The organism is Pauljensenia sp. OF14-1SRA (genome assembly GCF_027694595.1).
Classification (GTDB): domain Bacteria; phylum Actinomycetota; class Actinomycetes; order Actinomycetales; family Actinomycetaceae; genus Pauljensenia; species Pauljensenia turicensis_B.
The window spans coordinates 72504-98289 of sequence record NZ_JAQEVQ010000006.1 but is presented as its reverse complement, the minus strand read 5'-3'; the positions used below and the strand labels follow the sequence as shown (position 1 = coordinate 98289).

Here is a 25786-nt window from a genome sequence, read left to right as displayed (position 1 = left end):
TGGTGTTGGAAACCTCATCTTGGAGCAGGCTTCCCGCTTAGATGCTTTCAGCGGTTATCCTTTCCGAACGTAGCCAACCAGCCGTGCACCTGGCGGTACAACTGGCACACCAGAGGTTCGTCCATCCCGGTCCTCTCGTACTAGGGACGGGCCTCCGCAAGTTTCCTGCGCGCACAGAGGATAGGGACCGAACTGTCTCACGACGTTCTGAACCCAGCTCGCGTACCGCTTTAATGGGCGAACAGCCCAACCCTTGGGACCAACTCCAGCCCCAGGATGCGACGAGCCGACATCGAGGTGCCAAACCATGCCGTCGATATGGACTCTTGGGCAAGATCAGCCTGTTATCCCCGGGGTACCTTTTATCCGTTGAGCGACCACGCACCCACGTGCCATGGCCGGATCACTAGTTCCTGCTTTCGCACCTGCTCGACCCGTCGGTCTCACAGTCAAGCTCCCTTGTACACTTGCACTCGCCACCTGATTACCAACCAGGCTGAGGGAACCTTTGAGCGCCTCCGTTACTTTTTGGGAGGCAACCGCCCCAGTTAAACTACCCACCAGGCACTGTCCCCAACCCGGATTACGGGCCGAGGTTAGATGACCGCGTGAACCAGAATGGTATTTCAACGACGACTCCACAACCGCTGGCGCGGCTGCTTCACAGTCTCCCACCTATCCTACACAAGTCCAAGCGAACACCAATACCAAGCTATAGTAAAGGTCCCGGGGTCTTTCCGTCCTTCTGCGCGTAACGAGCATCTTTACTCGTAGTGCAATTTCACCGAGTTCATGGTCGAGACAGCGGAGAAGTCGTTACGCCATTCGTGCAGGTCGGAACTTACCCGACAAGGAATTTCGCTACCTTAGGATGGTTATAGTTACCACCGCCGTTTACTGGGGCTTAAATTCAAGCCTTCACCACCAAAGGTGGTTGAGCCTTCCTCTTAACCTTCCAGCACCGGGCAGGCGTCAGTGCGTATACATCGTCTTACGACTTCGCACGCACCTGTGTTTTTGATAAACAGTCGCTTCTCCCTATTCTCTGCGACCCCACAACGCTCACACCCAGAATTGGGGGCACGTCACGGGGTCCTCCTTATCCCGAAGTTACGGAGGAATTTTGCCGAGTTCCTTAACCATGATTCACTCGAACGCCTCGGTATACTCTACCTGACCACCTGAGTCGGTTTAGGGTACGGGCGCGTCATGCCCTGACGTCGAGGCTTTTCTTGACAGCTTAGGATCACCACCAGACACCCCTCAAAGGGCACCCCCATCAGTCCTCACCCTCATTGTCTGCCGGATTTACCTGGCAGACGGGCCACAACCTTAGACACACACAACCATCGGTGCGCGGCAGCTACCTTCCTGTGTCACCCCTGTTAACACGCTTACCTACAACAATCAGGATCCCACAACACCCTAGCCTGTTCAAACCCGAAGGAATGAACAGTTTGGATGCGGGTGGTTAGCATAAAAGCTTCAGTATTTGGCGGTCACAACGCGGTACCAGAATATCAACTGGTTGTCCATCGACTACGCCTGTCGGCCTCGCCTTAGGACCCGACTAACCCAGGGCGGATAAACCTAGCCCTGGAACCCTTAGTCAATCGGCGGACGGGATTCTCACCCGCCATTCGTTACTCATGCCTGCATTCTCACTCCCACACGCTCCACCAACCGTTCCCAGCAGGCTTCACCGCACGCAGGACGCTCCCCTACCCACCCACACAACCACAGGACCCTGAAGATCCCAGGCTTTTATGTGTGAGTGCCACAGCTTCGGCGGTACGCTTAAGCCCCGCTACATTGTCGGCGCGAAACCACTTGACCAGTGAGCTATTACGCACTCTTTCAAGGATGGCTGCTTCTAAGCCAACCTCCTGGTTGTCACCGCGATCTCACATCCTTTCCCACTTAGCGCACACTTAGGGGCCTTAGCTGATGATCTGGGCTGTTTCCCTCTCGACTACGAAGCTTATCCCCCGCAGTCTCACTGCCATGCTCAACCTAATGGCATTCGGAGTTTGGCTGACGTCAGTAACCCATAGGGCCCATCGGCCATCCAGTAGCTCTACCTCCACCAGGCAACACACAACGCTGCACCTAAATGCATTTCGGGGAGAACCAGCTATCACGGAGTTTGATTGGCCTTTCACCCCTACCCACAGCTCATCCCCCAGGTTTTCAACCCTGGTGGGTTCGGTCCTCCACACAGTCTTACCTCTGCTTCAACCTGGCCATGGGTAGATCACCCCGCTTCGGGTCCAGAACACGCGACAAACGCCATATTTCAGACTCGCTTTCGCTACGCATACCCCACACGGGTTAAGCACGCCACGTATCACTGACTCGCAGGCTCATTCTTCAAAAGGCACGCCATCACCCCACAAGGCTCTGACGGCTTAAAGGCACACGGTTTCAGGTACTATTTCACTCCCCTCCCGGGGTACTTTTCACCATTCCCTCACGGTACTCTGCACTATCGGTCATCAAGAAGTATTTAGGCTTACCAGGTGGTCCTGGCAGATTCACACGAGATTTCACGAGTCCCGCACTACTCGGGCACCTATCCCACCTACGCATGCAACAGTCCATCTACACGACTATCACGCACTCCGGTCCGCTATCCCACACGGTTCAACTACCATCACACACGCAAGCCCCTCCCCGGCAGAGAAGAGACGAACAAGCCCCACAACACCGCACACGCAACCCCCGCCGAGTATCACACGCACACGGTTTAGCCTCCTCCGCTTTCGCTCGCCACTACTCACGGAATATCTTTTCCTACGGGTACTAAGATGTTTCACTTCCCCGCGTTCCCCCCACCACCCTATACACGTTCAGATGATGGTAACCAAGCACAACCCTGGTTAGGTTCCCCCATTCGGACACCCTCGGATCAAAGCTCGCTCGCCAACTCCCCGAGGCATATCGCAGGCCGCAACGTCCTTCATCAGCTCTTGATGCCAAGGCATCCACCGAATGCCCAACAAAACTAAACAAAACCACACAACAAGAAAACAAAAGATGCTCACAACCACTATACAAATCACAAACAACCCACCACACACACCACCAACCCCCAAACACCCCCACAAAACAACAGGACGCACCAAAAAAGAGGGCCAGCAACATGCAAGCCAAACGCTCAAACGGTGTTGAACGTGAACCCGACAGCGTGTTTGCTTCCACGGAGCTTGCATCCCTATTTTCCACTAAAAAACACCCACGCACCCACACCCACCACCCACACAAAGGGCAATGAACTAATGCGAGCACAAGAAACACACACCAAACACACTACGTGCCCCTGATGCGCATCCCCAAAAACGGGCTCCCTAGAAAGGAGGTGATCCAGCCGCACCTTCCGGTACGGCTACCTTGTTACGACTTCGTCCCAATCGCCAATCCCACCTTCGACCACTCCCCCCAAAACGGTTAGGCCATGAGCTTCGGGTGTTACCAACTTTCGTGACGTGACGGGCGGTGTGTACAAGGCCCGAGAACGTATTCACCGCAGCGTTGCTGATCTGCGATTACTAGCGACTCCACCTTCATGGGGTCGAGTTGCAGACCCCAATCCGAACTGAGACTGGCTTTAAGTGATTCGCTCCACCTTACGATATCGCAACACTCTGTACCAACCATTGTAGCATGCGTGAAGCCCAAGACATAAGGGGCATGATGATTTGACGTCATCCCCACCTTCCTCCGAGTTAACCCCGGCAGTCCCCCACGAGTCCCCACCACAACGTGCTGGCAACATAGGGCAAGGGTTGCGCTCGTTGCGGGACTTAACCCAACATCTCACGACACGAGCTGACGACAACCATGCACCACCTGCACACCCCCAACCAAATGCCACCACATCTCTGCAGCGTCAGGGTGCATGTCAAGCCTTGGTAAGGTTCTTCGCGTTGCATCGAATTAATCCGCATGCTCCGCCGCTTGTGCGGGCCCCCGTCAATTCCTTTGAGTTTTAGCCTTGCGACCGTACTCCCCAGGCGGGGCACTTAAAGCGTTAGCTACGGCGCAGAAACCACGGGTGGCCCCCACACCTAGTGCCCAACGTTTACAGCGTGGACTACCAGGGTATCTAATCCTGTTCGCTCCCCACGCTTTCGCTCCTCAGCGTCAGTAACGGCCCAGAGACCCGCCTTCGCCACCGGTGTTCCTCCTGATATCTGCGCATTCCACCGCTACACCAGGAATTCCAGTCTCCCCTACCGCACTCAAGTCAACCCGTACCCACCGCACGCCCCCAGTTAAGCCAGAGGATTTCACGGCAGACGCGGCCAACCGCCTACAAGCCCTTTACGCCCAATAATTCCGGACAACGCTCGCGCCCTACGTATTACCGCGGCTGCTGGCACGTAGTTAGCCGGCGCTTCTTTACCCACTACCCTCACCACAACCACAGTTGCGGCTTGACCATGAGCGAAAAAGGTTTACAACCCGAAGGCCTTCATCCCTCACGCGGCGTCGCTGCATCAGGCTTGCGCCCATTGTGCAAAATTCCCCACTGCTGCCTCCCGTAGGAGTCTGGGCCGTATCTCAGTCCCAATGTGACCGGTCACCCTCTCAGGCCGGTTACCCGTCAAAGCCTTGGTAGGCCATCACCCCACCAACAAGCTGATAGGCCGCGAGCCCATCCCCCACCAGAAAAACCTTTCCACCCACCAACATGCGCCAATGAGTGAATATCCAGTATTAGCAGCCGTTTCCGACCGTTATCCCAAAGAAGAGGGCAGGTTACTCACGTGTTACTCACCCGTTCGCCACTAATCCACCCCAACAAAGCTGGAGCATCATCGTTCGACTTGCATGTGTTAAGCACGCCGCCAGCGTTCGTCCTGAGCCAGGATCAAACTCTCCGAACAAAACATATCCAGAAAAAAACCAACCACACAAAACGCAGCCAGCCAATCCCAACAAAAACAACAAACTCAAAAACAAAAAACAGGCATAAAAACAAACACACTATCGAGTTCACAAACAACACCCACACACCCACCAAAAGCACCCAACTTTCGTTAGTTACCTCAGTGAGGGAGGCAGTCGACTCAAGCTTTCCTCGCTCTCGGCGACAGGAAAACAATCTACACACCCCCACACCAACCCGTCAAATCATTTCGACGTGAACACGCCACACCGCAAAAACCCTAAATATCAACAAATACAGGTCAACACCAGCACCAAAAACACCGAAATGTGACCTGCATTTGTTTCACAGCACACAAGAATTATGACGAAAAGCGACGCAGGTCTCCCCAGATTATCCGGTAATCTGCGCACGTCATTGCAGGTTTATAGACGAAAACAATCCGGGTGGGCGCAGCCTTTATGTCTGCGCCCACCCGGGCCTCGTCAATTATTCAGCGAACGCGCCGCGCACTACGTGACACGCACACCCACGTTGTAGCGCCTTGCTGTAGGCACGTTCAGCCGACAGCGTGCAGGCCCTCAAGCATCCATGTCCTCTTGGACGGGAATGTTCAGCGTCGGCAGATCACGAACCGCAGTGCAGACCGCGCGCGAAACCGCTGGAGCAACACGTTCATCAAAAACACCGGGGATGATGTAGCTGGGTGACAGCTCTTCTTTCTCGATGACGTCAGCGATAGCAACTGCTGCGACGCGCAAAACCTCGGTGGTAATTTCCTTGACCTTTGCATCCAGCAGGCCTCGGAACAAACCTGGAAATGCCAGCACGTTGTTGATCTGGTTCGGGTAATCGGAGCGACCCGTCGCAACAACCGCGGCGTACTCCCCCGCACCAATCGGGTCGACTTCGGGCGTCGGGTTGGCTAGGGCGAACACGATTGCCCCGTCAGCCATCGTGGCAATATCAGCGGGATCCAAGATGTCGCCGTGCGAGACACCGATGAAGACATCGGCGTCCTTCAGACCTTCCTTCAGATTTCCGTGAACGAGGCGCGGATTCGTTGCCTCGGCAAGAGCCTTGCGCGAGGGGTGCATGCCCTCAGTATCGTCGGCGGCAAGTGCACCCGTGCGACCGTAACCGACGATGTCTTTAGCACCCTGCGCCAGAAGCAGACGAATAATCGCATTTCCTGCAGCACCCACGCCGGACACCACGATGCGAACATCTTCAATCCTCTTATTGACGATCTTCAGCGCGTTGATCAGTGCGGAAAGCACGACGATAGCAGTGCCGTGCTGGTCATCGTGGAAGACCGGAATGTCGAGTTCTGCGCGCAGGCGTTCTTCGATTTCAAAGCAACGAGGCGCGGAAATGTCTTCAAGGTTGATGCCACCGTATGCGGGGGCAATCGCCTTGACGATCGAAATGATCTCTTCAGTGTTCTTCGTGTCAAGAACGACCGGCCATGCGTCAACACCGCCGAATTCCTTAAACAGAGCCGCCTTACCTTCCATGACAGGAAGAGCCGCTTCCGGGCCAATATCTCCCAGACCGAGGACCGCAGTGCCATCAGAAACGACAGCAACCGTATTCGCCTTGATCGTCAGAAGGTGCGCCTTCTGCGGAACGTCATGGATTGCGGTGCATACGCGGGCCACACCGGGCGTGTACGCACGAGACAGGTCGTCGCGATTACGTAGTGGAACCTTCGAGTTGATTTCGATCTTGCCGCCGACGTGAGCAAGGAAGGTCTGGTCTGCAGTAGACGACAGTGTGACACCTACCAGCCCCTTCAGCAGATTGCGAACCTCGCGACGGTGCTCCGAATCGCGCAGGTCGCAGGTGAGGTCGAGAACCATTCGACCTCGGTTGGAATCGGCGACGTCGAGGCCTCTCACCTGAGCACCGGTTTTTGATACCGCTTCGACAAGCGATCCAATAGATAGTTTCGCTTCGTCGATGTCAACGCGGTATGAGGCGGTGTATGACGGAGAAGTTCGCATGGTGCTCTCTCTTTTCGATCGGCGCTGGCCGTAGATCAATCGTTGTTCCCATGGTACGTACATGCCGACAGAACGGATAGTGCGCATCATCAGATGGACAATTGTCAACAATGAGCTACGTAACGCCAGCGTGATTTCCTACCTTCGCGATCGTCCTGTTTCAGTTGAGCGCAAAGGAGTTTCCACTGCTCCGCACGCACAATTCTCGATTCACGAGGCCGGGCACACCAACGAATCAATGACACCGATACGTACCCGTTCATCGTTGCTCTTGGCAAAGATAGCAGGCAAGAAGGTGACGGAGACGTAAAACGAACAGGCTCTAGAAGCTGAATTGCGTTCGCGAAAGCTCGTGGAGCGGAGACTGTTTCTTCCCGTAGACATCGAGGGTCACGGCAGCAAGAAGAACGATGCCCTTCACTACCTGAGCACGGTCAGAGCCGAGTCCCACAAGCAACAGCCCGTTGGAAAGAACCGCCATCAGCGTGGCGCCAAGGACAGCACCGAAAATCGACCCGCGACCACCGGCAACTGCCGCTCCGCCAATGAACACGGCGGCGATAGCTTCAAGCTCCCATAAAAGACCATCTTGAGGACCCGCAGCCGTCGCTCGGCCTGCGAACATCATGCCCGCGAGCGCCGACAGTATCCCCATATTCACCATGACAAGGCATTGAATCTTTGTCACGTGCACACCGGAAAGGGACGCTGCTTGAATGTTTCCGCCGACAGCCTGAAGATGGCGACCAAATTGGGTCCTCGTCGACATGAAGTGGTAGATGAAAATCAACACGAGAACCATCACACCCGGAACAGGGAAAGATGTTCCTTCACGTCCCGTACCGAACAGCCAGGTGAAGACCCCCACCAGCACGACGACAATCGCGGACTTCACCCAAGGGCGATAATCAACTCCCTGCAGTCCCAGTCGAGCGCGCCGGCGAAGATAGGTACGAACAATCGAGGTAACCGCCACCACGGCAGTAATGACACCCACGATCACCGTTGCCGTATCGATGCCGAATATGCTCCCCCAGGAAGGTAGATAACCCGAACCTAGCGTTTGGAATCCGTGAGGAAGTGGCACCGACAATGCCTGAGATTCCCACTGGACTCCGCCACGCAGAATGATCATTCCACCAACGGTGACGATAAAAGCAGGCAAACCGACCTTCGCAACAAACAGGCCTTGGATCAAGCCAACGAAAGCTCCGATCAGCATGCCAAGAAGAAGACCAACCCACCAGGGCAACCCAAGATCGGCAATGATGATCGCCGTGGACATTGATGAGAACGCCGCGACGGAGCCAACTGACAAATCCAGCTGACCGATCGTCACCACCATGACCATGCCGATGGCGAGGACAAAGATATGAGCGTTACCGGTGACGATATTCTGCAGGTTCGCAGACGCCAGCATGTGCGATCCCGTGATGAACTGGAAGAAGATCATCAGGGCAAGAACGAGGATTCCCATGATTCCCGCTTGACCTAAGCGTGAAGCATCAAAGGGTAGTCGGCTCACTTCGCTCTCCTCGTTGAGTGGAATATGAACACACAAAGGCTCGTGTTGTTTTCCTATAGTGCACCATCTTGACAGTTCAACGCACATTTTTGAACCGATTCGCCCAGCGGGCATCCACGCATCAGCCCACTTCACTGACTATCCTAGAAACGTGCCACGTTTGAACGCCCGATCCGGATCTCAATCCTCGCTCCGCGAGGCAAATTCCGCGCGTGTTCTTGACGCGATCCGAAAGTACGGGCGTATTACCCAGGTTGAGCTATCGGCAGCAACAGGTCTTGCTCCCGCAACCATTTCGAACATCATTAAACAGCTCTCGGCACAAGGAAGCGTTGAACTCACGTCAACGATTCGTTCGGGCAGGCGTGCTCAACTGGTTTCGCTCACACAATCGTCAACTCTTACCGCGGGTATCTCAATCGGACGCAGAGCACTGGATATTTACATCTCCGACGAGTCCCGCACCAGCGAATTCACGAAAGTTCTGCCACTACCGGTCGACCATAAGGCTGATACGACGCTCGACCGAGCAACGCTTCTGGTTCTTGACCTTCTTGAACAGGCAGGGCAATCGCTGGATGATCTTGCTGGTATCGGTGTTGCTTTACCCGCCCCTATTAACCCGAAAACGGGCACTCTGACCCGAAAGGGAATCATGCGAGGCTGGGAAGACATCAACATTGCTGAGGTCTTCCAACGCAGACTTGGACGCGACACGATCGTGATGAACGACGCGAACGCTGCGGTTGCCGCTGAAAACCGATTTGGTTCCCTACGCGGGTTCTCATCGTGCGCCTATATCCGAGCCTCGTATCAAACCGGCGCGGGAATCTTGGTCGACGGGAAAGTCTATTCCGGTGCCACCGGTATTGCCGGGGAAATCGGGCACGTCATCGTTGATCCTCACGGTCCTATCTGCACGTGCGGTGCTCGTGGCTGTCTGAACACGGTTGTTGGGGCGGACTACCTTGTTGACCTTCTTCGCCTGTCACGAGGTCCCATGACACTACGTGACCTGCTGTCTAACGCGAATGAAGGTGACCCTGGATGCCAGCAGGTTCTTTCTGACGCAGGAAGCGCAATCGGACGAGTCATCGCTGACCTTGTCACGGTATTCGATCTCGAAGCCGTCGCTGTCGGTGGTGAGCTGATGAATGCGGGAGACACATTCTTGTCCCCTATTCAAAACGCTCTCTTCGAACGCCCCTACCTGCGCGACGAAGGAATCACGGTCTACCCGTCGAAGCTCGGCGCCGATGCCGAAGCCATCGGCGCGATGATCCTTGCACAAGACGCTTTTGTTCCCAGCTATTCAACTCACCGCCAGGAGGACCAATGACGATCCAAGGCGCTCCCCTTCTTGAAGTACGGGGACTAACAAAAAGGTTCGGCGGTGTTGAAGCACTCGTCAACGTTGATTTCACCGTGAACCGTCACGAAGTCGTTGCCCTTGTCGGCGACAACGCGGCAGGCAAGTCAACGCTCGCCCGCGCGCTCTCAGGAGTTTTTCCTCCGGATGAGGGAACGATCGCGCTCGACGGGGAAGAAATCAGCATCGATTCCCCGCAACACGCATTGAAACTCGGTATTGCCACCGTCTTCCAAGAAACTGCGCTCTGCGACAATTTGGACGTTGTATCGAATATTTTCCTTGGGCGTGAAGTGTTCTCGCACCACACCCTTGATGACGAGGGCATGGAACTCAAAGCACGCCAATATCTTGATCAGTTGGGTTCGCGTATCCCCGACGTGCGAGTCCCCCTTTTCCAGCTCACCGCCGGACAGCGTCAATGCGTTGCAATCGCGCGCACCCTAGTGACTAACCCGCGTCTGGTGATCCTCGACGAACCCACGGCCTCTATGTCCGTGGCACAAACTGCGGAAGTACTCATCCTGATTGAGCACCTGCGCGATATGGGAATGGGTGTCATCTACATTTCCCATAATCTGACTGACGTTCAAGCTACCGCCGACAGGGTCGAAGTTCTCCGTCACGGACACAACAACGGTTCCTTCAACTCGCGTGATACCTCAACCGACGAACTCATAGCCGCTATCACCGGCGCTTCACGTATCGCGCTGTAAACGCTCCCGGCCTCGTCGCTTCTTTTCGGCGACTAACTGGCCCCTATGCCCCCGCTGTCACGGCGCGTAGCTTGTTTGCGCGGACGACGCTTGAGCGCCTTGGCATACACGAGTTTCGCCCCCGCCGAAAAAGCGACGAGGGCGAAACTAAAGGTGAGAGAACTAGGCGATACCTAGCGGGTCAATCACTTGGCAGCGTTGACGAGCTCCATGCGGTGCGAGTCATCCTTGTAGACGTCTGCAGCGTTGTCCTTGGTGACAATCTGCGGGGTCAACAGGAAGGACTTGACCGGGTTGCCTTCCATCGACTCGTACTGGGAATCGTCGAGGGTTGCGCCGTCGACCTTCGGGGCGGCCTCACCCTTGGCGAGCTGGATAGCAAGATCAACAGTTGCCTTCACCAGCGGACGGGTGTCCTTGAAGATGGTGGAGTACTGCTTGCCCTGGGTGACCCAAGTGACCGACTCGTCTTCGGAGTCCTGACCGGTCACAACCGGAACCGGCTTGCCGGCCTGCTCAACAGCGGTGATGATTGCGCGACCAAGGGTGTCGTTCGGGGAAAGAACGCCATCTGGAACCGCATCGCCCTGGTAGGTCGAGGTCAGCAGTGCTGCCATGCGGTCCTGAGCATTCTTCGGCAGCCAGCCCTGGGTGGCAACCTGCGTGAATTCGGTCTGCCCGGACTTCACAACCAGCGTGCCGTCATCAATCTTCGGCTGGAGGACGTCCATTGCGCCACCGAAGAACTTCAGCGAGTTCGAGTCATCCGGGGAGCCACCGAAGAGCTCGATGTCCCACGGGCTCTCGCCAGCGTTGGCTTCGAGGCCTTCAAGCAGTGCCTTGCCCTGGAGCTGACCAACACCGAAGTTGTCGTAGGCGATGTAGTAGTCAAGGTCGGTCGTGTTCGTCAGCAGACGATCGTATGCGATGACCTTGATGCCGGCGTCCTTGGCTGCCTTCAGCTGGGTGCCCAGCTGCGAACCGTCGATTGCGCCGATGACCAGAACCTGCACGCCATTTTCGATCATGGCTGCAACCTGGTTCTGCTGCTCAGCAACGCCACCGTTTGCGAACTGAATGGTGCATTCAATGCCCTGCTCTTCGCAGCTGGCCTTGAACATATCTTCAGCCTCAACCCAGTTCTGCGAGGTCTTCTGTGGCATTGCGATGCCGACCGACACCTTGTCACCCGAGGCCGTTGCGCCGGACTGGTCGCCCGATGCACTACCCGTATCACGGGCACCACAAGCTGCCATAGAGAATGCCATTGCTGCTGCTGCACTGATGGCAACAGCACTCTTCAGAGTCTTCATTGTCTCTTCTTTCGTGTGTTTGTTTGGTGATTCTTGATGATTCATTCGATGTTCCCCAGCTGGCTTGCTTGGGAATATCTACGCTTTGTGGGTGACTCAACGTTTGTTGAGCCCGTTGATGACATGGCGATGCGGTTTCTCTTTACCGCCCGATCATCACTTGGAGGGAGCTTTTGTTTCGCTTTGCCGAAGTGCTCTTTGATTGCTCACGGCATTTTGGAAGGTGCCAATGATGGAACGCTTGCCCTGGCGCTTCGAGTAGACGTCAACGGCAACTGCGATCAAGAGGACGAGGCCCTTAATGATCTGCGTCCAGTCGGAACCGACGCCCATCAGCTGAAGACCATTGTTCAGGAAGGCCATGACGAGCGCGCCAACCATAGTGCCCATGATCGTGCCAACACCACCGGAAACGGCGGCACCACCGATGAACACGGCAGCAATGGCGTCGAGTTCCCATGCGTTACCGTCAGCAGGACCCGAGGCTGTCGAACGGCCGATGAACAGCATTCCCGCAACAGCGGCGAGGAATGCGGAGTTGCAGATGACGAAGAAGTTCGTTTTGATGACCTTCACACCGGTCAGTTCTGCCGCAGCTTTGTTGCCACCGATGGCGTAAATTGAGCGACCGAGAACCGTGCGGTCAGCGATAAACGAGTAGATCAGAGCCAGGATGACGACGATAACGCCGGGGATTGGGAACGAGGTGCCGGGGCGACCCGTTGCGAAGATCCAGGCGACGATCAGGATTGCGCCACCGAGGACAACCATGCGAACAATCGGAACCCACATCGGGGTCGGCTCAGCTTCGAACTGCTGACGAGCCTTCGCGCTGGAGATTTCCTTCCAGATGATCGCTAGGACTGCGATGACAGCCAGGATCATGGTCGGCAGGTTGAAGGGAATAACATCCGGAGCGATATCGGGCAGGTAGCCGGCGCCGAGGGTCTGGAACAGTTCGGGAACCGGGACCGTCAAAGACTTGCCGATCAGCTGATTAGTACCGCGGAAGAGGAGCATACCTCCCAGGGTTACGATGAAGGCGGGGATTCCCCACTTTGCGACCCAGAAGCCTTGCCAGATGCCGATGAGCAGACCGACGCCGATACCCAAAACGATGGCCAAAACGGGGCTGAGAGCCCAATCACGCATAGCAACGGCAACGACGATGCCGACGGTTGCTGCGACAGAACCGACTGACAGGTCGATGTGTCCAGCAATGATGACTAGAACCATGCCGATGGCGAGAACGAGGACGTAGGTATTACCCATGACCAGGTTCATCAGGTTCTGTGCTTGGAAGACCTTACCGTCCGTTTCGAACTGGAAGAACAGGGCAATCGCTGCCAGAGCAGCGATCATTCCGATTTGTCGGAAGTCTCCTCCGAATAGTGCTGTGAGATTCTTCTTCATTGAAGTGCCTTTGGCTTTCAGTTTTCGTTGCTGTCAGTGGGAGTGGATGAGGTGGACGTCATCAGGTGCATCAGGCTTTCCTGGTCTGCCTGCTCGGTGGGCACGCACCCCGTCACTTCACCTTCAAAAATGGTGTAGATACGGTCTGTGATACCCAGAAGTTCGGGAAGTTCGGACGAGATCACCAGAACAGCTTTTCCTTGAGCGGCAAGCTCCTGGACGAACGTGTAGATCTCGTACTTCGCACCGACGTCAATGCCACGGGTTGGCTCATCCAAGATGAGAACCTCGGGGTCAGTGAACATCCACTTTGCAAGAACGACTTTCTGCTGGTTACCTCCGGAAAGCGTTCCCACGCCCGTCATCACTGAGGGCGCTTTAATACGCAGGTTCTGACGGTATTCTTCAGCAAGTTTCTTGCCTTCTTCGATGTTCAACGCGCCGTGGTGGCGGATCTTCGAAAGCTTGGCTGAAACAACCGACTGGTGGATCAGTTCCAGGAGGTTGAGACCCAGCATCTTGCGGTCTTCAGAAAGATAAGCAATGCCAGCGTCGATAGCTTCGGGGACGGAGTTCGCTTTCACCTTCTTGCCATCGATAAAGACTTCGCCACCCTCGTGGATACCGTAGGAATGACCGAAGACGGAACGAGCCAGCTCTGTACGACCGGCACCCATCAGGCCCGCAAGGCCGACCACTTCACCTGCGCGAACGTTGATGGACGAGCCCTTGCAGACGAAACGCTCTAAGTTCAGCGGATGGCGTACCCACCAGTCCTTGACCTCGAACTTCACTTCGCCCGGATGCGACTTCTTGTCCGGGTAGCGGTTTTCAAGGGAACGACCGACCATCAGGCGAATGATCTCGTCCTGGTCGATCTTTTCCTTGTCGGCGTCCATCCAGCCGACCGTCTTGCCGTCACGGATAACCGTGATGGCATCAGAGACGGCAGCAACTTCGTCGAGCTTGTGCGAGATCATGATCATCGCGACACCGCGTTCGCGCTGCTTGCGCATCAGGTCGAGAAGGTGGGCTGATTCTTCCTCGTTGAGTGCCGAAGTGGGCTCGTCGAGGATCAGGAGCTTGACGTCCTTTGCAAGTGCCTTGGCAATTTCAACAAGCTGCTGTTTACCGACACCCATGTCTTTAATCAGAGTGTCTGGGTTTTCATCCAATCCAACTTCGGCCATGTATGTAAGGGCGCGTTGCTTGGTTTCGTTCCAATCGATGACGCCGTGTTTCTTGACCTCGTTGCCCATGAACATGTTCTCAGCGACGCTGAGCTGCGGGATAAGAGCAAGTTCCTGGTGAATGATGACGATGCCGGCTTTTTCAGAGTCGCGAATGTTCGAGAATCGAACTTCGTTGCCTTCGTAGAAAATGTCGCCCGTGTAAGTGCCGTGCGGGTGCACGCCCGACAGCACTTTCATCAGGGTCGACTTGCCAGCACCGTTCTCGCCACAGATCGCGTGGATCTCAGCGTTGCGTACCTGGAGGTTGACGTCATCAAGTGCGACGACACCCGGGAAGACCTTCGTGATGTTGCGCATCTCCAGGACGACGCGCTCACGACGTGTGTTGGTCATTGGTTCTCCGCTGAACTGTTGACAGATAGATGTTTGATGGGAAGTCACCACCGTTGGTGCATTTCCATGTCTCATAGTGTGCACTGTGCGGAGGGTAAAAAAGCCTTATCTACACGAACTGTAACTAAACCGTTATATTGGCTTCACAACATAAACTCAATGACTGCACAGTACCTCTCTCTTCCGCAAAAACTCAGGGTTTTCGCCAAATTACAGTCATGTCATTCGTGCGCCATACGCTCAGTTTTCACCATCAACGAGGCCACTTACGAGCCTTAGGGAATAGAAAGCTGGGCGGTGGATTACCATCCACCGCCCAGCAACAGTTCAAGCAAGCGCGACGCTTCAGGCTCCCACCATCTCCATGATGAGTTCACGCACGCGAGCCGCGTCCGCCTGGCCACGCGTTGCCTTCATGACAGCCCCCACAAGTGCGCCAGCAGCTGCGACCTTGCCACCCTTGATCTTCTCGACCACATCAGGATTGGCATCCAGCGCATCCTGAACAGCCTTCGAAAGCGCACCGTCGTCAGAAACAACCTCAAGACCGCGAGCCTCGACAACCTCGGTCGGCGAGCCTTCACCAGCCAAAACGCCTTCCAGCACCTGACGAGCAAGCTTGTCATTGATGCGACCAGAATCGATCAAGCCCTGCAACTCAGCAATCTGAGCGGGCGTGACAGGCATATCTTCGAGCGACAGTTCGCGTTCCTTCGCGCGACGGCTAAGTTCACCCATCCACCACTTACGAGCGGACGCAGGATCGACACCAGCCTCAACGGTGGCCTCGATAATCTCCAACGCACCAGCGTTGATAACATCGCGCATCTCCATATCGGCATAGCCCCACTCTTCGCGCAGGCGACGGCGCTTCGCAACAGGAAGCTCGGGAAGCGAGGCACGCAGTTCCTCAACCCAGTCACGCGAAGGAGCAACAGGAACCAGGTCCGGCTCAGGGAAGTAACGGTAGTCCTCAGCATCCGACTTATCGCGTCCCTGCGAGGTGGAACCGTCTTCCTCGTGGAAGTGACGGGTTTCCTGGTTCACCGAACCACCGGCAGAAAGGATCGCACCCTGACGCTGCATCTCGTAGCGAACAGCGCTAGCGATACCGCGGAACGAGTTCACGTTCTTCGTTTCCGTACGAACGCCCAGAGGAGATTCAGGAGTATCACGAAGAGAAACGTTGATATCTGCTCGAACGTTACCGCGCTCCATACGAGCCTCGGACACACCGAGCGCACGGAAAATATCACGCAGAGTCTGAACGTAGGCAGCAGCCACCTCAGGAGCACGCTCCCCCGCACCTTCAATCGGGCGGGTCACGATCTCCACCAGCGGAACACCCGCACGGTTGTAGTCAACCAGCGAGTAATCGGCGCCGTGAATACGACCCTCAGCACCACCGACGTGCGTGTTCTTACCTGCGTCTTCTTCCATGTGCGCGCGCTCAATCTGAACGCGGAACAGACTACCGTCTTCAAGCTCGACATCCACGTAACCATCGTGAGCAATCGGCTCATCGAACTGCGACGTCTGGAATGCCTTCGTCAAGTCCGGGTAGAAGTAGTTCTTACGCGCGAACCGGCAGTACTCTGCGATTTCGCAGTTCAGCGCAAGACCGATCTTGATCGCGTATTCAACAGCAGTGTGGTTCACAACTGGAAGGCAACCGGGCAGCCCCAGCGAAACCGGCGTAACGTAGGTGTTCGGGTCTCCACCAAAGGCATTCGGCGCAGCATCGAACATCTTCGTCTTCGTACCGAGCTCAACGTGGACCTCGATGCCAAGAACCGGATCAAAGTTCGCGGTCACATCCGCGTAATCCATGAGTTCACTCATCAGTTTTCCTCCCAAGAGCTCGCCGGGCAAGCGCCCGCCACATCATTGCTGAGCGCTTCAACCAAAGCAGCGGCCTCGTACATCTTCAGATCGTGGTGCGCAGGCGCAATAATCTGGAAGCCGATCGGCAGTCCTTCGGACGAAACCGCATTCGGAACGCTCATCGCGGGGACACCGGCGAGGTTCGCCGGGATCGTCGCAACATCATTGAGGTACATCGCCATCGGGTCGTCGATCTTGTCGCCGAACTTGAACGCCGTCGTCGGAGCGGTCGGCGAAACAAGAACGTCGACCTCTTCAAAAACACGTGCAAAGTCGCGCTGGATCAGGGTACGAACCTTCTGAGCGCTGCCGTAGTAGGCGTCGTAGTAGCCGGCCGACAGGACGTGCGTGCCGAGGATGATACGACGCTTGACCTCGTCGCCAAAACCGGCTTCACGGGTTGCAGCCATCACGCGCTCAGCAGTCACAGGTCCCTCGGAGGGCTCAACGCGAATGCCGTAACGCATACCATCGAAGCGAGCAAGGTTCGAAGAAACCTCAGCCGGCATAATCAGGTAGTAGGCCGCGAGCGCATAGTCAAAGCTCGGGCACGACACCTCTTTCACCTCTGCGCCAGCTTCTTCAAGCTTCTTCACGGTCGCGTTGAAGGCTTTAAGAACGTCGGCTTCGTAGCCTTCGCCCGACAGTTCCTTCACCACGCCTACCTTCAGGCCAGCTATGGATTTGGCGCCTGCGACAGTTTCAACGCCGTCGACGAGGTTCGGAACAGGCTCGTTCAGAGACGTGGAATCGAGCGGATCATAGCCCCCCACAAGCTCAGTCAGAACTGCGGCATCAGCGACGGTGCGGGTAACCGGACCAATCTGATCAAGTGACGAAGCCATGGCAATCAGACCGTAACGCGAAACAGCACCATAGGTCGGCTTCGCACCAACCGTACCCGTCACTGCACCCGGCTGGCGGATCGAGCCACCGGTGTCAGAGCCCAGAGCCAGCGGAACCATGTAAGCAGCAACAGCAGCAGCCGAACCGCCACCAGAACCACCGGGAATACGCTCGATATCCCACGGGTTCAGAGTCGGACCGAACGCGGAGTGCTCGGTCGACGAGCCCATTGCGAACTCATCCATATTCGTCTTACCAACGACCGGCAGACCAGCTTCGTGGATCTTCTTCACGATCGTTGCGTCATACGGAGGACGCCAATCGCCCAGAATCTTCGACGCACACGTCGTCGGGATTCCGCGGGTCACCATGTTGTCCTTCAGAGCAATCGGGATACCCGCAAGGCGGTGCAGTTCCTCGCCTGCCTGACGCTTCGCATCAACCTCGGCCGCGGTCTTCAGTGCGCCCTCGCGGTCGATGAAAAGGAAAGCATTGATCTTCGGATTCAGTGCCTCAATACGGTCCAAACACGCAGTTGTCAGTTCAACCGACGTGATCTGACCTGTGGCCAGCATGTCAGCCAGCTCAAGCGCGGACTTCTTCAGCAGTTCGTTCATCATTCCTCCCCCAGGATCTGCGGGACAAGGAACATCCCATCTTCGCTTGCAGGCGCCTGCGAAAGAACCTCATCACGGTCAAGAGTTTCCGTGACCACATCTTCACGCCAGACGTTCGTCAGCGGAATCGGGTGAGAGGTTGCGGGAACATCCGGGGTCGCGACCTCGGACACCTTGGCAACTGAAGTAGCGATAACGTCGAGCTCCCCAGCGATACGTTCAATTTCACCTGGAGTCAATGCGATTCGGGCCAGCTCCGCGACGCGGGCGACCTCGTCAGTACTGATTCGTGACATAGTCGCAATCTTAGCGCCTACCACTAATAAGCGGGATTCGCGCCCACACCGTAATCCACGCGAGGCCGTAGAATCAGCTTCATGAGATTCCCGCGTAAAAGACTCATCAGCACCGAAACCTTAGAACTGATGAAGAAGGCGGCGATCGGCATCACCATCGCACAGGCAACCGCCATCGTCACCGTCCACGCCGTCGACCATATGCGCAAGCAACGTGTCCCCGGTGGCCGACACGGATTCCCGACACTCGAACCAGCCGACACGCAAATCCCACGTGGCACGGTCCGAACCTATACGGAAGGGCATTCCCTATATGCGGATATGCTCCACGCAATCCGAAACGCAACAGACCATGTTTACTTTGAATCATTCATCTGGCGCGCAGACGAATGGGGTCAGCGTTTTAAAGACGCACTCATCGCAGCAGCCCGACGCGGAGTCAACGTCTACTGCGTGTACGACGGTTTTGGAGTTCTCAATCAAGATCCGCGCTTCTATTTCTTCCCCGACATTCCACACCTGTGGGTTCGTCGCTTCCCCGCGATTCGTTCTGGCCTCTTGACTTTGAATCTGCGGAACACAGGCCAAGACCATCGCAAGATCCTCGTTGTTGATTCCAACGTTGGATTCGTCGGTGGCTACAACATCGGCAACCCCTTCGCCAACGAATGGCGCGATACCCACGTTCGTGTGACTGGCGATGCTGTGTGGGAGCTAGAAAACGGGTTCGTCGATTTCTGGAATCACTTCAAACCCCATCGTGCACCCCAGTTGCCCGACACCGGAGCGAAGAAGTGGCATGCAGAAGTCACCGCTGCATTCAATGCCCCCCAGCGAATCCTCTACCCGATTCGCGGAATGTACATCGACGCAATCGAGCGGGCGACCAGCCACATTCTGATTACCACCGCCTACTTCATTCCCGATAAAGAGATTCTTCAAGCCCTGATCGCAGCAGCAAAACGCGGAGTGAAGGTCAAGGTTCTGATCCCCGAATACTCCAACCACATCATGGCTGACTGGGTAGCACGCCCCTACTACGGCTCCCTGCTTCGCGAAGGCATCGAAATCTGGCTCTACCAGCACGCCATGGTTCACTCCAAGACGATGAGCATCGACGGTATGTGGTCAACGATCGGTACTGCAAACATCGACCGCCTGTCCATGCGAGGCAACCACGAAGTCAATATGCAATTCCATTCGCGCGAGCTTGCCCAGCACATGGAAGAAATCTTCGACAACGACCTCACCACCGCTCGTCAATACACGATCGGCGAATGGGAAGGCCGGAATATGCTCACTCGTATCACCGAGTATCTTCTGCATCCCTTTGAATTCATGGTCTAAAACCCATCTGAGCTACCGACCAGCAACGCTCAGACACGTTTTCATCCGAGATTCAGGGCTTCAAGCCCACCGTTCAGCAGGTCATTAAAGCGTGTCTCATCGATCACGGGTACCCCCAGAGCCTCGGCCTTTGTAGCCTTTGACCCTGCGCCAGGACCTGCGACGACCAACGATGTCTTCTTCGAAACAGAACCGGCTGCCTTACCACCGCGCGCCACGATTGCCTCCTTCGCGCCTTCGCGGTCATAACCGGGCATCGTTCCCGAGACAACAATCGTGAGCCCGGCAAGAACCTGCGACACCTGCTGCGGTGGCTGATCCGCCATCTTCACGCCAGCGCGACTCCATTGCTCAACCAGTTCCTGATGCCAATCGACGCTAAACCAATCAATCAGGGCCCCACCGATGACCGGTCCGACGCCTTCTATTCCTGATAGTTCATTAAGTGAGGCGTTGCGAACGGCCTCCATCGAACCGAAATGATCTGCAATTGCACGGGCAGCCGTCGGACCGACGTGGCGAATCGACAGGGCAACAAGAACCCGCATCAGCGGAGCGGACTTTGCTTTTTCTAGCTCATCAAGAAGGGCAAGAGTTCCCTTCGAGGCTTCCGTTTCACGAGGCACATACGTTGTGCCTCCGTCCTTGTCCTTTTTGGCACTGAATGCTTTTGTCCAGAAGAAGCGAACCTGCTTGTAGTGCGACACATCGGAGTCATCGTCTTTAACAGCCCTCCATACGAACACGTCACGAAGGTCTTCGGCCTTGAGGTCGAAGATGTGCGCTTCACCGTGGAGCGCCGGCGCCTGCGGGGCTGGCAAAAGAGCTTCCGCGCTGGCCAGTTGATCCGCCGGAGAAAGATCATCAGCATTATCAAGACGCAGTCGCGTTCCATCTTCTAAGAACACGTCTTGGCCCGCTACAAGTGCGGAAGCAACATCTTCTCTGAGATTTTCAGGTTGGGTCAGAGCCATCGCAACTTCCCCACCCAAACCTTCAATATCCAACGCGGAACGAGCACCCAAGTGGGCAACTCGTTCGGTCAACTGAGCAGGACAGTGCGCCTTATTCAGGCATCGAAGGTCCACGTCCCCGTCCTTCTCAGCTAAGAGCGGGCTACCGCACGAAGGGCACGCGGTCGGCATGACGAAAGCGCGTTCTTCCCCTGTTCGCGCAGCCAACACCGGGCCTAAGATTTCCGGAATGATATCTCCGGCTTTACGCAGAACAACGATGTCACCGATCAAAACGCCCTTACGTTGGACTTCCTCGGCGTTGTGGAGCGTTGCTCGCGAAACATTGGAACCGTCAACCAGCACTGTTTCCATGACGCCAAACGGAGTCACCCTGCCGGTGCGCCCAACCTGGACACGGATATCGAGAAGCCTGGTGTGGACCTCTTCGGGCGGGAACTTGTACGCGGCCGCCCACCTGGGTGCGCGCGACGTGAGCCCCATGCTTTCTTGAAGGGCGACATCGTTCACTTTCACAACGACACCGTCGATGCCGTAGTCCATCTGAGAGCGTTGCTTCCCTAACTCGCTGATACGGGCAACAATCTGATCGAGCCCCGTCAGCAGACGCGTCTGATCTGGAACCGTGAAGCCCCATTCTTTAAGCTGAAGGTATCGTTCCCACTGAGTGGTGGGCGCCGAGAAACTATCCCCCTCTTCAATGAATCCGATACCGTGCGCAAGCATGGCCAACGATGAAACACGTTGGTCTTGCAACGCGCGTGCGCGTAGCTGAATCTCGTAGTCGGGGCCTTTTGTGGCCTCGTCGGATGTTTCTTTCAAACGAAGGGTGCCAGCCGCCGCGTTACGCGGATTCACGAACGTGGAAAGCATCGTCAAGGGACGCTGACGCTTCTTCTTTTCAAGTAGCGGAGTCTCAAACCCGTCAAGGGCATCCTTGTTCTGCGCGCGAATCTCTCTATTCTTTCGGATGATCTGCGCGTTATCCGCATCCAGGGTTGCGTTGGCGGCCTCACGGCGAGCGTTCTCGGCAATACGCCACGCATTTTCGGCTTCAATATCAGCGTTCAGTTTTTCAAAATCAGCGATCGGCATGTAGACCTCTCCGCGGATTTCAATGCGGTGCGGAATATTCTTCCCCTGCAATGACTGCGGAATAGTCGCGATCTTGTCAGCGTTTGAGCGCACGTCTTCACCGACGAACCCGTCGCCCCTGGTGGCCGCGCTGACGAGTTTGCCGTCTACGTATGTCAGGTTGATGGCAAGACCGTCAATCTTGACCTCGGTTGTCATCTGAACTTCATCGAGCCCAGAATCTGCCCGCATTCGAGCTTCCCATTCGCCGAGTTCTTCGAAAGAAAAGACGTCGTTAATGGACGTCATCTGAGCCAGGTGACGGATCGTGGTTGATGTCTGGTCGGCGGTGCCGCCAACATTCGCGGCGGGAGAATCCGGAGTGACAAGTTCGGGGTGCTCGCGTTCGAGTTCCTCGAGCTCGCGGAAAATAATGTCGTAGTCAGCATCTGACATTTCGGGTGAGTCAGAGTCGTAGTAGGCGGCATTCGCCCGTTGGATGACGCGAACAAGACCGTCGTGACGTTTTTTTAGAGACTCTGTTTCACTCATGGATTCATTGTTCCATTAGCCATGGAGGAATGTCGTTGCAGGCATGCCTGTGGATACTTTTCAAGTTATCCACAATTCGTCTCTTTTGTGTTTGTTTCCCTGCTTCTTCCCTCGCCACACTGACACTGAAGGAGGAATGATGAGTGACATCGCGCTACAAGCCATGGCATCTCCCACGCACTTAGCCTGTGTGCGCGGAGTGGACGCTGGTCTCGTTTTCCCTCTTCCGTCTTCCGTGGGACGAGGCCGCGATCATTTCATCGTCGACCAGCAGATATCGCGCGATCACGCGAACATCATTCGGGCAAAGAAAGGGTTTCGCCTTTACGATACGGGCTCAACAAATGGAACCCTGTTGACCTTGGGACTACTGCGTCGTCGGGTAAAAGGGAAACCTCGAACGTTCCGGCGACGGATGGCCCTGCGTTTAGGACGCGATACGTTCATCTTGCGTGGCAGGCCTCGAAAATACGCATGGCGGGAAAGCCGAAAACTGTCCATGCGCGCTTTCCTTGCTTTCTTCCCCTTCATCACAATGGCACTATTCTTAGGCGTCCGGCTGGGATCTTTCCGTTACGTTACTTACGGACTCGGAGCTTTGGCCGTCGGACTCGTCCTGTTAACGCTGGGAATTCGTCTGCGACGAAACAAACAGCGCGTTCGACTCGACCCAGCTGGGCTTGCCATCATGCTGGCTTTTCTTCAAGCGCAAGGACAATCTGCACGTGGCGGACACACCGCTAGGCAACGCTCGTATCCTGATCGCTGGCAATGCAGAACGAACAGGACACCTCAAGATACATATCCAATCAATCAAAGACTGCGCGTTTCTTTTCCCGGTTCCCTCCGGCGACTTACGCTCCGGCTCGATTCGCCCTGTGCAATCGCGTGTATCGGAGACGATGCACGCGCCACCGCATCGTGGATTGCTGGCAACATCATCGCAGTATCTCGTGGCGGATACGTCATCACAGAGTCCTCAGAGGAATACGCGTTTGGCAACGCCGGACCAACAATCCACATCATGCGTGGCCACCAGTGTCCCCACTGCATGGCGTCCTTGAATACTGCGCCCGCCTCTCTTACCGATCGGGAGCGCAATGACACCCCTTGGCACGTTGCCATTGGCATGGGATTAGAAGATGTTCCACCCTGGTGCACCCTCAACGTTGAAAAACGAATGTCATGCGCTCCACGCTGGTGGGAGCAGTTTGAACCCGTATCCACCGGTTCGTCCTTGCCTACCAGCGTCGACCTGCGTTCATTGCTTGCACACACCACCGGCAATTCCAGTCACGATGGAACACATTTAAGCGTCCCCATCGGAGTCAATGACGCCGGCCCCCTCACCATTGATCTCGTCAATGATGGACCGCACGCGTTGCTGGCAGGCACAACGGGATCGGGGAAGTCAGAAGCTCTCATCACCTGGATTCAAGCCTTAATCAGCACATACACGCCAGCAGAAATACGCATGATCCTGATTGATTACAAGGGAGGAGCAACCTTTCACCGCTTCGAGTCGGCTCCACACGTAGACCGGGTGTTCACTGACCTCAATCCCGCCCAGACGCGGAGAGCTCTCAGAGGATTAACATCGCTACTTCTGCGACGCGAACAAGAGTTCTCGCGCCTCGGTTTCCCCGACTATGCAACCTGGGCCCGCGCTCATCGTGACGGCGCCGCCACCTGTCCTCCGCCCAGAATTATCGTCGTCATCGACGAATTCAGAGTCCTCGTCGATGCACACAAAGGTGGAAGCGACATCATCAACCGACTCGCAGCCCAAGGACGTTCACTGGGCGTGCATTTGATTATCGCTACACAACGTCCCAGCGGAGCCGTCAGCTCTGCCATGCGAGCAAACATCGATATCCGCATTGCACTTCGTTGCCTGTCGGATTCAGATTCAATCGACGTGATTGGCGATGCTAAAGCCGCTCACCTCGAACGGATTCCCGGAAGAGCAATGTGGGCTGATCGCGGGCTCTTTCAATGCGCATGGAGCCCCAACAGCACGACCGATGTGCAACGCGCAGATCCGCACTGTGCGCCACAGAGTTGTGGCACATCAACACCGCGCACGACGAGGCAGAACGAACACTGGGAACCATTGGCGTGGGCTCCATTCCTTCCTCCGTCCATCACGTGGAAGGAACTCGACCTCCTTTCGAAGGAATCTCCACACGTTGCAGGAGTACCGCTTGGGCTGGGCGATGGTGTCGATTCTGGAGCATATACGCCCGTCAGATGGAGAAGCGGGAACATCATTGTCCGCGCCCCAGCACATCACACAATCGAGGCTGGCTCGCTTGTTCGCCAGATAGCAACTCGGATTTCAACTCGCTCATCGTGGGAGATCGACCTGATTGATGCTCAGGCAACCCCCTCGCCCGATACCCCAGGACAGAGGATCCGGGAAGGTCAAGATATTGCCACCCTATTCGAGCAAGCGCAACGCCATGCGCCTCGAATCATTGCAATCACTGACATCGCGGCCTCTCGTCACGAACTTGAACGAACCTACGGACTTGTTGTTGCCGAAGAGATATGGACGAACGGAATCGAAGAATGTATCCAACGTGGCGTTGTCTTCATCATGGGAAGCCTCGGTACGCACCCTCTTACTCGCTTCGATCGTTCACTGGCTTCGCTCCTGATTGAACGACCCGATATGTCCGAACCTCACTATCGCGCCTCGTCCGCGACTGAGGAGCCGTGCGAGTCTGGCCAGTGGTGGGTTGAAGCGGATCATCAGCGAACCCTGGCTCTTTTTCCTTCAACAGACCTCGCGCAGGACAAGCGGGAAGCGGAGGCAACGCTTGTTGTACCGACTAAAGATTGCTACGGAGGCTTCAAGCACCCAGATAGTGCTCACCTATTGGTTGGCCCCGAGTGGGAGGGATTCGACATTTACATCCGCAAGCACCTATTCACTGCACAAACCCAGCCTGAACAAGACAAGGAGCTTTCGGACTGGGTAATTATGCATAACGAATCGCAGGTAATTCAGACAATTTTGAGACGAAACCTCGCTTCAGTCGGCATTAACAATCCACAAATTGAGACTCTGAGTCCCACTCAATGGCCTCACCTGCCTATCCAAAAGCAAACGAACCTTCTCATCATCGATCCGCCACCAGATTTCATACGATCTTTCAAACACTCGACAAATCGGCTCCAAACCTCACTTTTTGCCCGACGCTGGAAGGAAAACACAGGCATCATTCGTGTCGCTGGATACTTCGATCGAGTTGCATTGAGTTGCTCTGGGCATCGACGTGACAACTTGCACACCGAATTTTGATGGGTTGTGCCCTGCACCTCTTGCCCCCGCACATTTATTCACCGACACTTATCAATGGAATTCGGCGCGC

14 protein-coding genes and 2 rRNA genes are annotated in these 25786 nt (G+C 55.8%); 5 read left to right on the top strand and 11 right to left on the bottom strand.

The window, feature by feature from the left end:
- The 3 genes from PG731_RS05055 to PG731_RS05045 all read right to left on the bottom strand — a co-directional run.
- Positions 1 to 3011: ribosomal RNA gene (locus PG731_RS05055) — 23S ribosomal RNA — on the bottom strand; the annotation flags it as partial.
- A 340-nt stretch (positions 3012 to 3351) separates the two neighbouring features.
- Positions 3352 to 4889 (bottom strand): 16S ribosomal RNA (locus PG731_RS05050).
- Positions 4890 to 5472: 583 nt separating this feature from the next.
- Positions 5473 to 6897, bottom strand: a complete 1425-nt coding sequence (locus tag PG731_RS05045; RefSeq protein WP_270772564.1) for an NAD(P)-dependent malic enzyme — start codon at positions 6895 to 6897, stop codon at positions 5473 to 5475.
- Between the two features lie 61 nt (positions 6898 to 6958).
- On the opposite strand from PG731_RS05045, the gene PG731_RS05040 reads away from it, so the two are divergent.
- Positions 6959 to 7207, top strand: coding sequence for a hypothetical protein (locus PG731_RS05040; RefSeq protein ID WP_270772562.1), 249 nt, complete (start codon positions 6959 to 6961; stop codon positions 7205 to 7207).
- Positions 7208 to 7219: 12 nt separating this feature from the next.
- Here PG731_RS05040 and PG731_RS05035 read toward each other — a convergent pair whose 3' ends face one another.
- Positions 7220 to 8422, bottom strand: coding sequence for an ABC transporter permease subunit (locus tag PG731_RS05035; protein ID WP_270772560.1), 1203 nt, complete (start codon positions 8420 to 8422; stop codon positions 7220 to 7222).
- A 151-nt stretch (positions 8423 to 8573) separates the two neighbouring features.
- Here PG731_RS05035 and PG731_RS05030 point away from each other — a divergent pair, with 151 nt between their 5' ends.
- Together PG731_RS05030 and PG731_RS05025 are read left to right on the top strand one after the other, a co-directional pair.
- The gene (locus PG731_RS05030) at positions 8574 to 9761 is read left to right on the top strand and encodes an ROK family transcriptional regulator (protein WP_270772558.1); all 1188 of its coding nucleotides are present in this window, start codon (positions 8574 to 8576) and stop codon (positions 9759 to 9761) included.
- The gene (locus tag PG731_RS05025) at positions 9758 to 10507 is read left to right on the top strand and encodes an ATP-binding cassette domain-containing protein (RefSeq protein ID WP_270772556.1); all 750 of its coding nucleotides are present in this window, start codon (positions 9758 to 9760) and stop codon (positions 10505 to 10507) included. The genes PG731_RS05030 and PG731_RS05025 overlap by 4 nt, the downstream gene beginning before the upstream one ends.
- 185 nt (positions 10508 to 10692) lie before the next feature.
- Here the strand turns inward: PG731_RS05025 and PG731_RS05020 are convergent, their stop codons facing one another.
- The 6 genes from PG731_RS05020 to gatC all read right to left on the bottom strand — a co-directional run bounded on the left by PG731_RS05020 (position 10693) and on the right by gatC (position 18462).
- On the bottom strand, positions 10693 to 11820 hold the full coding sequence (locus PG731_RS05020; RefSeq protein ID WP_270772554.1) for a substrate-binding domain-containing protein: 1128 nt from the start codon (positions 11818 to 11820) through the stop codon (positions 10693 to 10695).
- 156 nt (positions 11821 to 11976) lie between these two features.
- Complete coding sequence (locus PG731_RS05015; RefSeq protein ID WP_270772552.1) at positions 11977 to 13233, bottom strand: ABC transporter permease subunit; 1257 nt, start codon at positions 13231 to 13233, stop codon at positions 11977 to 11979.
- A gap of 17 nt (positions 13234 to 13250) precedes the next feature.
- A complete protein-coding gene (locus tag PG731_RS05010) occupies positions 13251 to 14819 on the bottom strand; it encodes a sugar ABC transporter ATP-binding protein (RefSeq protein ID WP_270772550.1) in 1569 nt (522 codons plus the stop codon).
- Positions 14820 to 15164: 345 nt separating this feature from the next.
- Positions 15165 to 16661, bottom strand: coding sequence for an Asp-tRNA(Asn)/Glu-tRNA(Gln) amidotransferase subunit GatB (gene gatB, locus PG731_RS05005; RefSeq protein WP_270772549.1), 1497 nt, complete (start codon positions 16659 to 16661; stop codon positions 15165 to 15167).
- On the bottom strand, positions 16661 to 18166 hold the full coding sequence (gene gatA / locus PG731_RS05000) for an Asp-tRNA(Asn)/Glu-tRNA(Gln) amidotransferase subunit GatA (RefSeq protein WP_270772571.1): 1506 nt from the start codon (positions 18164 to 18166) through the stop codon (positions 16661 to 16663). The genes gatB and gatA overlap by 1 nt, the downstream gene beginning before the upstream one ends.
- Positions 18166 to 18462: an Asp-tRNA(Asn)/Glu-tRNA(Gln) amidotransferase subunit GatC gene (gatC, locus tag PG731_RS04995; protein WP_040318742.1), complete on the bottom strand. Its 297-nt coding sequence runs from the start codon at positions 18460 to 18462 to the stop codon at positions 18166 to 18168. The genes gatA and gatC overlap by 1 nt, the downstream gene beginning before the upstream one ends.
- A gap of 81 nt (positions 18463 to 18543) precedes the next feature.
- Between gatC and PG731_RS04990 the strand changes: the two genes are divergently transcribed.
- Positions 18544 to 19809: a phospholipase D-like domain-containing protein gene (locus tag PG731_RS04990; RefSeq protein WP_270772548.1), complete on the top strand. Its 1266-nt coding sequence runs from the start codon at positions 18544 to 18546 to the stop codon at positions 19807 to 19809.
- Between the two features lie 41 nt (positions 19810 to 19850).
- On the opposite strand, the gene PG731_RS04985 is transcribed toward PG731_RS04990, so the two are convergent.
- A complete protein-coding gene (locus PG731_RS04985) occupies positions 19851 to 22409 on the bottom strand; it encodes an NAD-dependent DNA ligase LigA (protein ID WP_270772545.1) in 2559 nt (852 codons plus the stop codon).
- A 139-nt stretch (positions 22410 to 22548) separates the two neighbouring features.
- Between PG731_RS04985 and PG731_RS04980 the strand changes: the two genes are divergently transcribed.
- The gene (locus tag PG731_RS04980; protein ID WP_270772543.1) at positions 22549 to 25716 is read left to right on the top strand and encodes an FtsK/SpoIIIE domain-containing protein; all 3168 of its coding nucleotides are present in this window, start codon (positions 22549 to 22551) and stop codon (positions 25714 to 25716) included.
- The last annotated feature ends 70 nt before the right edge of the window (positions 25717 to 25786 follow it).

What these genes read in the sequence shown, in the direction of transcription:
- PG731_RS05045 (WP_270772564.1), bottom strand. Translation starts at nt 6,897, where the DNA reads ATGCGAACTTCTCCGTCATACACCGCCTCATACCGCGTTGACATCGAC.
- PG731_RS05040 (WP_270772562.1), top strand. Translation starts at nt 6,959, where the DNA reads ATGCCGACAGAACGGATAGTGCGCATCATCAGATGGACAATTGTCAAC.
- PG731_RS05025 (WP_270772556.1), top strand. Translation starts at nt 9,758, where the DNA reads ATGACGATCCAAGGCGCTCCCCTTCTTGAAGTACGGGGACTAACAAAA.
- PG731_RS05020 (WP_270772554.1), bottom strand. Translation starts at nt 11,820, where the DNA reads ATGAAGACTCTGAAGAGTGCTGTTGCCATCAGTGCAGCAGCAGCAATG.
- PG731_RS05015 (WP_270772552.1), bottom strand. Translation starts at nt 13,233, where the DNA reads ATGAAGAAGAATCTCACAGCACTATTCGGAGGAGACTTCCGACAAATC.
- PG731_RS05010 (WP_270772550.1), bottom strand. Translation starts at nt 14,819, where the DNA reads ATGACCAACACACGTCGTGAGCGCGTCGTCCTGGAGATGCGCAACATC.
- gatB (WP_270772549.1), bottom strand. Translation starts at nt 16,661, where the DNA reads ATGAGTGAACTCATGGATTACGCGGATGTGACCGCGAACTTTGATCCG.
- gatA (WP_270772571.1), bottom strand. Translation starts at nt 18,166, where the DNA reads ATGAACGAACTGCTGAAGAAGTCCGCGCTTGAGCTGGCTGACATGCTG.
- gatC (WP_040318742.1), bottom strand. Translation starts at nt 18,462, where the DNA reads ATGTCACGAATCAGTACTGACGAGGTCGCCCGCGTCGCGGAGCTGGCC.
- PG731_RS04990 (WP_270772548.1), top strand. Translation starts at nt 18,544, where the DNA reads ATGAGATTCCCGCGTAAAAGACTCATCAGCACCGAAACCTTAGAACTG.
- PG731_RS04985 (WP_270772545.1), bottom strand. Translation starts at nt 22,409, where the DNA reads ATGAGTGAAACAGAGTCTCTAAAAAAACGTCACGACGGTCTTGTTCGC.
- PG731_RS04980 (WP_270772543.1), top strand. Translation starts at nt 22,549, where the DNA reads ATGAGTGACATCGCGCTACAAGCCATGGCATCTCCCACGCACTTAGCC.